Raw genomic sequence first — 8,115 nt, 5'->3', positions numbered from 1 at the left:
GCTCCAATTTTTGATTTATTTAAGAGGAAAACACCATTTGGTGGCTTTCCCTATACGACACGTCAAAATTGGACGCTAACTAGCGGATTTCTCTATCATTTATTAAAATTAGACGATTATTTACAAATAAAAGTTTTATTAAAAACATGTCTAACATAGACCACATTATACTATTTCTATTTTTATTCTTATTTATCCCATTATGGGGAAAATACAATTGTCATAAAACAGGAAACAAGTTTTGGTTTTCAGCAATATTCCCTATCCTATTAATATCTATCATTATAGGATGCCGTTATTGGGGAGCAGATTATCTTTGGTACAAATATCAATTTGAACATTTAGATAATATCGTGGTAATAGAAGAACAAAGTTCGCAACCGGTATTTTTCGGATTAAACCATCTAATAAATTGGCTAGGTTTTAATTATGTAGGAGCCTACATAATTTATTCGCTTATTTATTTTGTAGGAGCTTTTAACTTATTAAAGAATTACGGACAAGAATCCAAATATATGTACTGGTTCTTGATATTTGCATATATAGGATTTGGAACCGGTATTATCCGACAAAGTATTTCAATTGGTATAGTTATGTTTTCTATACCTTTTTTAGACCAAAAAAAGTATATAAAATTTGGATTAAGCGCAATTTGCGCTTGTATGATACATTCTTCCACAATATTATTAATCGCTATTTTTATTTTATTTCAAAAATTTTTTACTGTAACTATCAAACCAATCTATACAATTTTATTCTACCTTACAATAACATTTATATACAATCCAGCAAATATGGGATTTATCACTGATACTGTGCAAATGTTTTCATATATCAACCCCAAATTTCAAGGATATATAGACAATTCGGATAGATGGTTTTCAGCAGATGCTGCTCAGGAAATTTACACACAAAGCCCGATAGCTTTATTACTTGATTCCCTTTTTGTTATATCTATTTTCTATTTAGGTCATCTTGCCTTAAAAATAAGATATAACAAGCAAGTAGCATATATGTACAATATCGTAGTGGTAGGCTACATCCTACTCCGCATGTTTTTCAACTTCGAACTATTACGACGTATTGCCACTCCCATGACAATGTTTTATCCCATCCCATTGGGATATGCTTTATATATCCTTTTGCCTTTATTAAAAGAAAAACTTATAACTGCTACTACTAAGAAAAAGATAATATTTTCTATTTCCTTAATATTCTTATATCTAGCATTATATTGGGGACGTTTTTTGTTACAAAGTCCCGACTATCATTTTGTATGGAACATTAATCAGTAAATCTAATATGAATCAACAACCTAAAGTAAGTGTAGTGGTTCCAATATACAATGTAGAACCCTACTTAGAGCGATGCATACAATCACTACTCAACCAATCACTAAAAGATATTGAAATAATTTTAGTTGATGATGGCTCTCCCGATCATTGCCCGCAAATGTGCGATGAATATGCCCAAAAAGATTCACGCATCAAAGTAATTCATAAACAAAACGGAGGATTAAGTTCTGCACGAAACGCAGGGCTTGATATAGCAAAGGGAGAATATGTCGCTTTTGTCGATTCTGATGATTACACCTCAACGGAAGCATATCATACTTTATACCATAAAGCCAATGTAGAAAATGCAGATATTGCCTACGCTGGATTCATTTTACAAAAATCAAATGGAAGCGAAAGTGAGTGTTTCCAATTAAATGAAACATTCGAGAATGAAAATATTGCTAAATTTCTAAGTTCTATGATTTTTGACAACAAACCTTACAAAGACAAGATTTGGATGTCGGTATGGAACGGTATATACAAACGTGAGTTAATAGAAAGTCATAAAATACGATTTCAATCGGAACGTTTATTCCTTTCGGAAGACATTCTGTTCCATACTCAACTGATTCCGCTATGTAAAAAGATAATTTGCTTACCCAACACCTTTTATCACTATTGTTATAACGGTACATCTTTAACCCATTCGTTCAACACCAATAAAATAGACAATAACTTCAGGCTTTACGAATCACTATTACAAACAAGTAAAAAATACGGTCTGACTAATATTGACACTTCTATTCAACTCTTCCTTATCAATTATACGAGAGGAGTGATTTTAAAAGGAATTATCCTGTCTGATATGAGTTTTCAGGATAAGTATAAATATTGTCAAAAAGTTTATGAATACAAAGAGTGGAAAAATGTATTTTCCTCTCTGCAAAATAAAAAAATTCCCCGATTAGAAAAACTTGGACTATATCTAATCAAATACAAAGCATTTTTTATCACAACCATTATCTACACAATATACTATAAACTACTGGGAAAAGGAAAATTCGAATAAAATTCTTTGTCCCAACAAGATTCAATTCCATTATAACTCAATAACTACTTTACATGAAAATCTTACTTATCGATGTATACCACTTCAACAAAGGAGGGGCAGAAACCGTTTGCTTTAACACAGGAGAAATGTTAAAACAAAATGGTCATGAAGTTGTCTACTTCACTCTAAAATGGAACAACAACCTCCCTTCACCACAAGAAAAATATTTTCCCGAATCAAAAGAAACCAGAAAAGGAGTTTTTAGACAAATAATAAACCTGCGTAATTATTTCTACTATCCAGATGCCGCTCAAAAATTAGAACAGCTCATACTTGACGAAAAACCTGATATTGCACACATTCATTTAATGTGGGGACAGATATCGCCCTCCATATTTCCTGTATTGAAAAAGTACAAAATCCCTATCATCTTTACAATGCACGACTACAGAATAGTATGTCCAGGATATTTATTTAAAAACGGTAAAGATGAAATATGTGAAAAATGCAATGGAAAAAACTTTTATCAATGTTTTTTCAACAAATGTGCCAAAGGCAGCTATGTTCTCAGTTTTTTCATGGCAGCAGAACAATATTTCCGAAACACCTTCTTTAATCCAAGTAAATACATCAACGGTATATTATATGTAAGTGATTTTTCACGAAAAAAGCACGAAGAATATATGCCAGCTTTAAAAGGTGTTCCCAATCTTGTGATGCATAATTTTTCCTTACACATAAAACAAGAGGGGAAAATGCCTGATAAAAACAAATATTTCTTATTCTTAGGAAGACTATCTAATGAAAAAGGAATTACAACACTCGTAAAGGCATTCAAAGAATGTCCTGACAGCAAACTAGTTGTAGCAGGGACAGGACCTTTAGAAAAGGAGCTAATTCAATACAAAGAACAAAACAAACTAGACAATATACATTTTGTAGGTTACAAAAGTGGAGAAGAACTACAAGAACTGAAAAAGAAAGCATACTTTGTAATTGTACCATCCGAATGCTATGAAAATAATCCTATGGCAATCATTGAAGCTTATGCAGAAGGGGTTCCCGCCATTGGAGCAAATATTGGAGGAATTCCCGAAATCATAATATCAAACCAAACCGGATTTACATTCGAAATGGGCAATACTACTTCACTGACTGAAATAATACAACATGCTTCTTCTTTATCTGCCCAAGAATACAAAGTAATGAGTGAAAATAGCATCAAATATGCTATTGAAGATATGAGCAAAGACAGCTATTACAATAGACTTATTCCATTCTATCAGAAAATTATCAGCCAATTTCACTAATTAGATTCTGTTATTCTAACTTTTTTACACTAAATTATATCTTATGAAAATCGTTGTTACCGGGACTCGTGGTATTCCTAATATCATGGGAGGGGTAGAAACACACTGCGAAGAACTTTTTCCACGTATCGTCAAAAAGGGATTTGACGTTACTCTTATACGAAGAAAAAGTTATGTAAAAGACTCTATATCTGAATACAAAGGTGTTAAACTAATAGATATAGAAACCCCGAAAAAAAAATCATTCGAAGCTATCATTCATACATTCAGAGCTATATGGAAGGCCAAATCAATTGGAGCAGATATCGTACACATCCATGCTATTGGTCCTGCCCTACTTACACCTATGGCTAGACTTCTGGGAATGAAAGTAGTATTTACTCATCATGGTCCGGATTATGACCGTGACAAATGGGGGAAAGCTGCCAAAACCATTCTAAAATTAGGAGAACGAATGGGCACCAAATATGCGAATGAGGTTATTGTTATCTCTGAAGTTATTAATGATTTATTAGTAAGAAAATACAATCGAAAAGATTGTCACCTAATTTACAATGGTGTTCCCGAACCAGAAATCTGTGATTATCCTGAATATTTTAAAGAATTAGGTATCGAAAAGGGTAAATATATATTGGGTATGTGCAGATTCGTTCCTGAGAAAAATCTACATCATCTAATAGAAGCTTTCACTAAGACAAAGCAGGAAGGATATAAATTAGTCCTTGCAGGAGATACTGATTTTGAAGACGAATATTCACGAAGTTTGAAAGCAATGGCTAAAGAGAATGGAGTGATTCTGACTGGATTTATCAAAGGGAAAAAACTTCATTCTTTATTAAGTAATACACATTGTTATGTGCTTCCTTCTTCACATGAAGGTCTACCCATTGCTTTGCTGGAAGCTATGAGTTATAAAGCTCCTGTTATTGTTAGTAATATCCCTGCAAACTTAGAAGTCGGCTTAAAATATGAAAACTACTTTGAAGTAGGAAATATTGAAGAATTAACCCAAAGATTACAAAAAAATATGGATTCACCTTATCAAAAGGTAGAATATGATATGAGCCTATATAATTGGGATATAATAACAGAACAAACTGCTAACATATATTTAAACCTCCAAAATTCTATATCGAAAAAATCTTAAAATAAGATAGGTTGAGTAGCTACAGTTAACAGGACGATTTAAACAACAAATAAATTGCAGAAATGCAAATCTTTTCCTTTCTTTGTAAAAATGCTAAACTGAGAGTTTATGAGAACAACATTATTAGTTGAGAACGATGACAAAATGGTAAACGAAATCATGGACATGATTCGTCTCCAGAAGTTTGATGTGAAAGACAAAATTCTACGGCTGCTCAATGAAGAAGTGGAAGAAGAACGTATCAATATTGTCAAAGATAATGTAAAATCTTATACCCTTGACGAGTTATGCGGTATATTGAAAGATGACGGAAAATCTTACGAGGAAATGCGCAAAGAATATTTAAATGTAAAATATGGAGTATGAAAATCTTTTGCGACACAAATATTATCATGGAGTTTCTTTTCAACAGAAAAGAAGCCATTGCTATAAAAGAAATATTTCATTGGGCTACCCAAACGCGATCTACTAAATATTTGTCATGCGGCTCAATTTACACTTTGACATACTTAATTGAAAGGGCTTTGAAAAACAGTGATATAGATACAAAAGAGCGTGAAAGTAAATTAAGAGGAATTTTAACCCGAATAGTTCTTGATTATTCTATCATAGAAAATTTGGATTGGCTAAAAGCTATAAAAGACTCTTGTTTTTCCGACATAGAAGACAGCTATCAATATCAAGCAGCTTTATCAGCTAAATGCGATGTGTTGCTGACTCTAAATGATCGTGATTTTAAGCAAATAAAAGAATCCAATAATCTAATAGTTCTTACCCCATCGGAGTTTATAGACCAATTCTGTAAAAACAATTAATAAGCAAAAGTATTACGATAGCATATATAAGGAAAGATAAACTTGCTCATAGATTTTAAAGAATCGCCACAGCCTCGATACGAGATGCTGTGGCGGTTTTTCTTTACGTCGGAATTCAACCAAAATGGCTAAATTCATAAAAAAAATACAGATTAGAGCCTGAACGGTTTAAATTTGTTATATTTGTAATAAACTAAAGGTTAAAAAGGAATTATGGAAAAAGTAACTGACATTGCTTCATATATTTACCAGCGTTATCAAAAAGAATTTGGTAAATGCATTGATGAAATGAAATTGCAATAAAATAATACTTCCGATATCTATCAGAAAGAATACTGATAGTATAATAACATTTTTTTACTTATAAAATAATATTTGTTTCCTCTGTTTTTTTTGTATTTTTGCTAATAAAAGTCTCACAACTTATATATAAATTTTAGTTCTGACTTTAACATATAAATAAAATGCCTAATAATATAATAAAAATTTATATAGATCATCTTGGCCCAGTGCATAATTCGGAATTGGAACTGAAACCATTTATGGTGTTTACAGGGGAATCCGGAACAGGTAAGAGTTATACAGCTCTACTTGTACACTATATATACAAGGTATTATGTACATTCGAATGTTCAATGTTCTTTAAATCCATTGAAGCTTCATTCGATAAACATAAACAACAGCTAAGTGATGAAAATGATGACTTCCTTTTCGAATTCAACATTAAACAGTTCGAAGAGTGGTTAAATAAGGAAGCTGTCAGATATGTGGGTGATTCATTAGGAAGTTATAATCTAGATGCTAACGTAAAAATCAGCTTCATAGGTCCTGCTGAAAACTACAGATTTGTATATAAGCGTGATACTCTTGAAATTAATGGTGAGATGTCGTATTTCGATAATATTCAGATGAATGATTTTTATCCTTTACGACTGCCTTACAGTTCAAAAGAATGGGGAGAATTACCATACTCAGCCTTATTCAAGAATTATTTACAGTCTGTTTTTGGAATAAAGCAAAATAAAACTTTTCTACTTCCACCCTCTAGAGGTGGATTGGTATGTCTAAATGACGTAGGAAGAGGCAACTTCTTGAATTCCAAGGGGAGGATGTACAATGAATTTATTTCCAATTTTTCAGATCTAAAGTCGGAAAAACCGAGTGACGAAGTTTATTCTGAATTAAGTGAATCCTTAATAAAAGGGAAAATAAACATAAAGGATGATGACTTGTATTATGAACAGTCATACGGAGAAATTCCTATAACTGCAAGTGCTGCATCAATAAAAGAGTTGGCTCCATTTGCAATAATGCTGCAAAAAGGTCTGGTCGAACAATATTCAGTGATGTTTGAAGAGCCTGAGACCAATCTACATCCAGAATTACAGATAAAGACAGCCGATATCCTGTCATATCTGTTACAGAAAGGATGCCGATTCCAAATTACTACTCATAGCGATTATATTCTTCGAAGAATAAATGATTTGATTCGACTTAATACACTAAAAAAGATAATTAATGAGGATGAATATAAGGAATTCTGTAAGAAGCATAATTATGATGATTCTTTAAATATAAATAAAGAAAAGGTAGGTGCCTTCCTATTTAAACGTACATCAGAAAATAAGACTGTCATACTAACTCAGAAAATAGATTGTGGTATTCCTTTCGATACATTCCAGTCTGTACTTGACAACCAACTTACAGACAGTTCATATCTTTATGACAAACTTTCAGAAATAAATGAAACAGTTGATTGACGAATTTAATAAGATTTACCCTGCATACCAATCTTCAAATGTGACAGATTGTTCCTTTGACGAGGATGACAATATCGGAAAATCTGATACGTTGCAGCATCTGACTATAAACGGGATAAACGCATGTCTCATTCCTAAATATATTATAAAAGACATAACATCATTATATAAGAATGCAAAATCAGATGAAACATTAAGAAAAGATCCTGATGGAATTTTCCTCATTGAAGAAGGTGGAATGAAATATATTTACATAGTAGAGATGAAAAGCAGCTATACAAAAAGTAATATTGTTAAAGCTAAAAGTCAGGTAGTAGGGGCTTATCTCAAACTACACTCATTATTCAGCTTACTTCAATCGTATCATCCATCAGAATGGATAGTCAGGGGCATAATAGCTTCTTTCTCTCCTACTGTAGAGAAAGTACAGGATTTTATAAGAAGAAAAACCACCGGAGATATTGTAAGCTCTTTTTGCTATAACTTCCAGAGAGATAAAAAATATATAATGCCGGAAGAGGACTGCAAAAAGTATTTTTTCCCACTAAATGTTCCTGAAATAACTCTGTATTATGTAGCAGTCCCAGGTATGGCCAACAATCATACTATTGATTTCAGAAATATCATCATATAGAGTTTTATCAATACTATTCTCTTACATGTATATTGTAACCAAAGGATTCTATTCATAAAACATTTGAAAGGCTTAAAAAATATAAAAAATATCCATAGGATATTTTCAACTTCAAGTTATA

The 8,115-nt window shown here is 32.1% G+C and carries 8 protein-coding genes; all 8 read left to right on the top strand.

The genetic code is table 11. The features are described from left to right. Positions 1–146 precede the first annotated feature (146 nt). The 8 genes from WKU26_RS03145 (at position 147) to WKU26_RS03110 (ending at position 7,994) form a co-directional block, all read left to right on the top strand. On the top strand, positions 147–1,295 hold the full coding sequence (locus WKU26_RS03145) for an EpsG family protein (RefSeq protein WP_340320876.1): 1,149 nt from the start codon (positions 147–149) through the stop codon (positions 1,293–1,295). A 7-nt stretch (positions 1,296–1,302) separates the two neighbouring features. Further along, entirely contained in the window at positions 1,303–2,346 is a 1,044-nt protein-coding gene (locus WKU26_RS03140) for a glycosyltransferase (RefSeq protein WP_340320875.1), read from the top strand. A gap of 53 nt (positions 2,347–2,399) precedes the next feature. Continuing rightward, positions 2,400–3,638, top strand: a complete 1,239-nt coding sequence (locus tag WKU26_RS03135; protein WP_340320874.1) for a glycosyltransferase — start codon at positions 2,400–2,402, stop codon at positions 3,636–3,638. 43 nt (positions 3,639–3,681) lie between these two features. After that, complete coding sequence (locus WKU26_RS03130; protein WP_340320873.1) at positions 3,682–4,785, top strand: glycosyltransferase family 4 protein; 1,104 nt, start codon at positions 3,682–3,684, stop codon at positions 4,783–4,785. Positions 4,786–4,893: 108 nt separating this feature from the next. Beyond that, positions 4,894–5,151: a hypothetical protein gene (locus WKU26_RS03125; RefSeq protein ID WP_340320872.1), complete on the top strand. Its 258-nt coding sequence runs from the start codon at positions 4,894–4,896 to the stop codon at positions 5,149–5,151. Next, positions 5,148–5,600: a type II toxin-antitoxin system VapC family toxin gene (locus tag WKU26_RS03120; protein ID WP_340320871.1), complete on the top strand. Its 453-nt coding sequence runs from the start codon at positions 5,148–5,150 to the stop codon at positions 5,598–5,600. The genes WKU26_RS03125 and WKU26_RS03120 overlap by 4 nt, the downstream gene beginning before the upstream one ends. Before the next feature lie 464 nt (positions 5,601–6,064). Further along, entirely contained in the window at positions 6,065–7,360 is a 1,296-nt protein-coding gene (locus tag WKU26_RS03115; RefSeq protein WP_340320870.1) for a hypothetical protein, read from the top strand. Further along, positions 7,344–7,994, top strand: a complete 651-nt coding sequence (locus tag WKU26_RS03110; RefSeq protein WP_340320869.1) for a hypothetical protein — start codon at positions 7,344–7,346, stop codon at positions 7,992–7,994. Before WKU26_RS03115 ends, WKU26_RS03110 begins: the two co-directional genes overlap by 17 nt. The last annotated feature ends 121 nt before the right edge of the window (positions 7,995–8,115 follow it).

The organism is Phocaeicola sp. HCN-40430, from assembly GCF_037890285.1.
GTDB lineage: Bacteria > Bacteroidota > Bacteroidia > Bacteroidales > Bacteroidaceae > Phocaeicola > Phocaeicola acetigenes.
This window is presented reverse-complemented; position numbering and strand designations above follow the sequence as displayed.

Excerpts from the sequence above, each read along its gene's own strand:
- WKU26_RS03145 (WP_340320876.1), top strand. The coding sequence starts at position 147 with ATGTCTAACATAGACCACATTATACTATTTCTATTTTTATTCTTATTT.
- WKU26_RS03140 (WP_340320875.1), top strand. The coding sequence starts at position 1,303 with ATGAATCAACAACCTAAAGTAAGTGTAGTGGTTCCAATATACAATGTA.
- WKU26_RS03135 (WP_340320874.1), top strand. The coding sequence starts at position 2,400 with ATGAAAATCTTACTTATCGATGTATACCACTTCAACAAAGGAGGGGCA.
- WKU26_RS03130 (WP_340320873.1), top strand. The coding sequence starts at position 3,682 with ATGAAAATCGTTGTTACCGGGACTCGTGGTATTCCTAATATCATGGGA.
- WKU26_RS03125 (WP_340320872.1), top strand. The coding sequence starts at position 4,894 with ATGAGAACAACATTATTAGTTGAGAACGATGACAAAATGGTAAACGAA.
- WKU26_RS03120 (WP_340320871.1), top strand. The coding sequence starts at position 5,148 with ATGAAAATCTTTTGCGACACAAATATTATCATGGAGTTTCTTTTCAAC.
- WKU26_RS03115 (WP_340320870.1), top strand. The coding sequence starts at position 6,065 with ATGCCTAATAATATAATAAAAATTTATATAGATCATCTTGGCCCAGTG.
- WKU26_RS03110 (WP_340320869.1), top strand. The coding sequence starts at position 7,344 with ATGAAACAGTTGATTGACGAATTTAATAAGATTTACCCTGCATACCAA.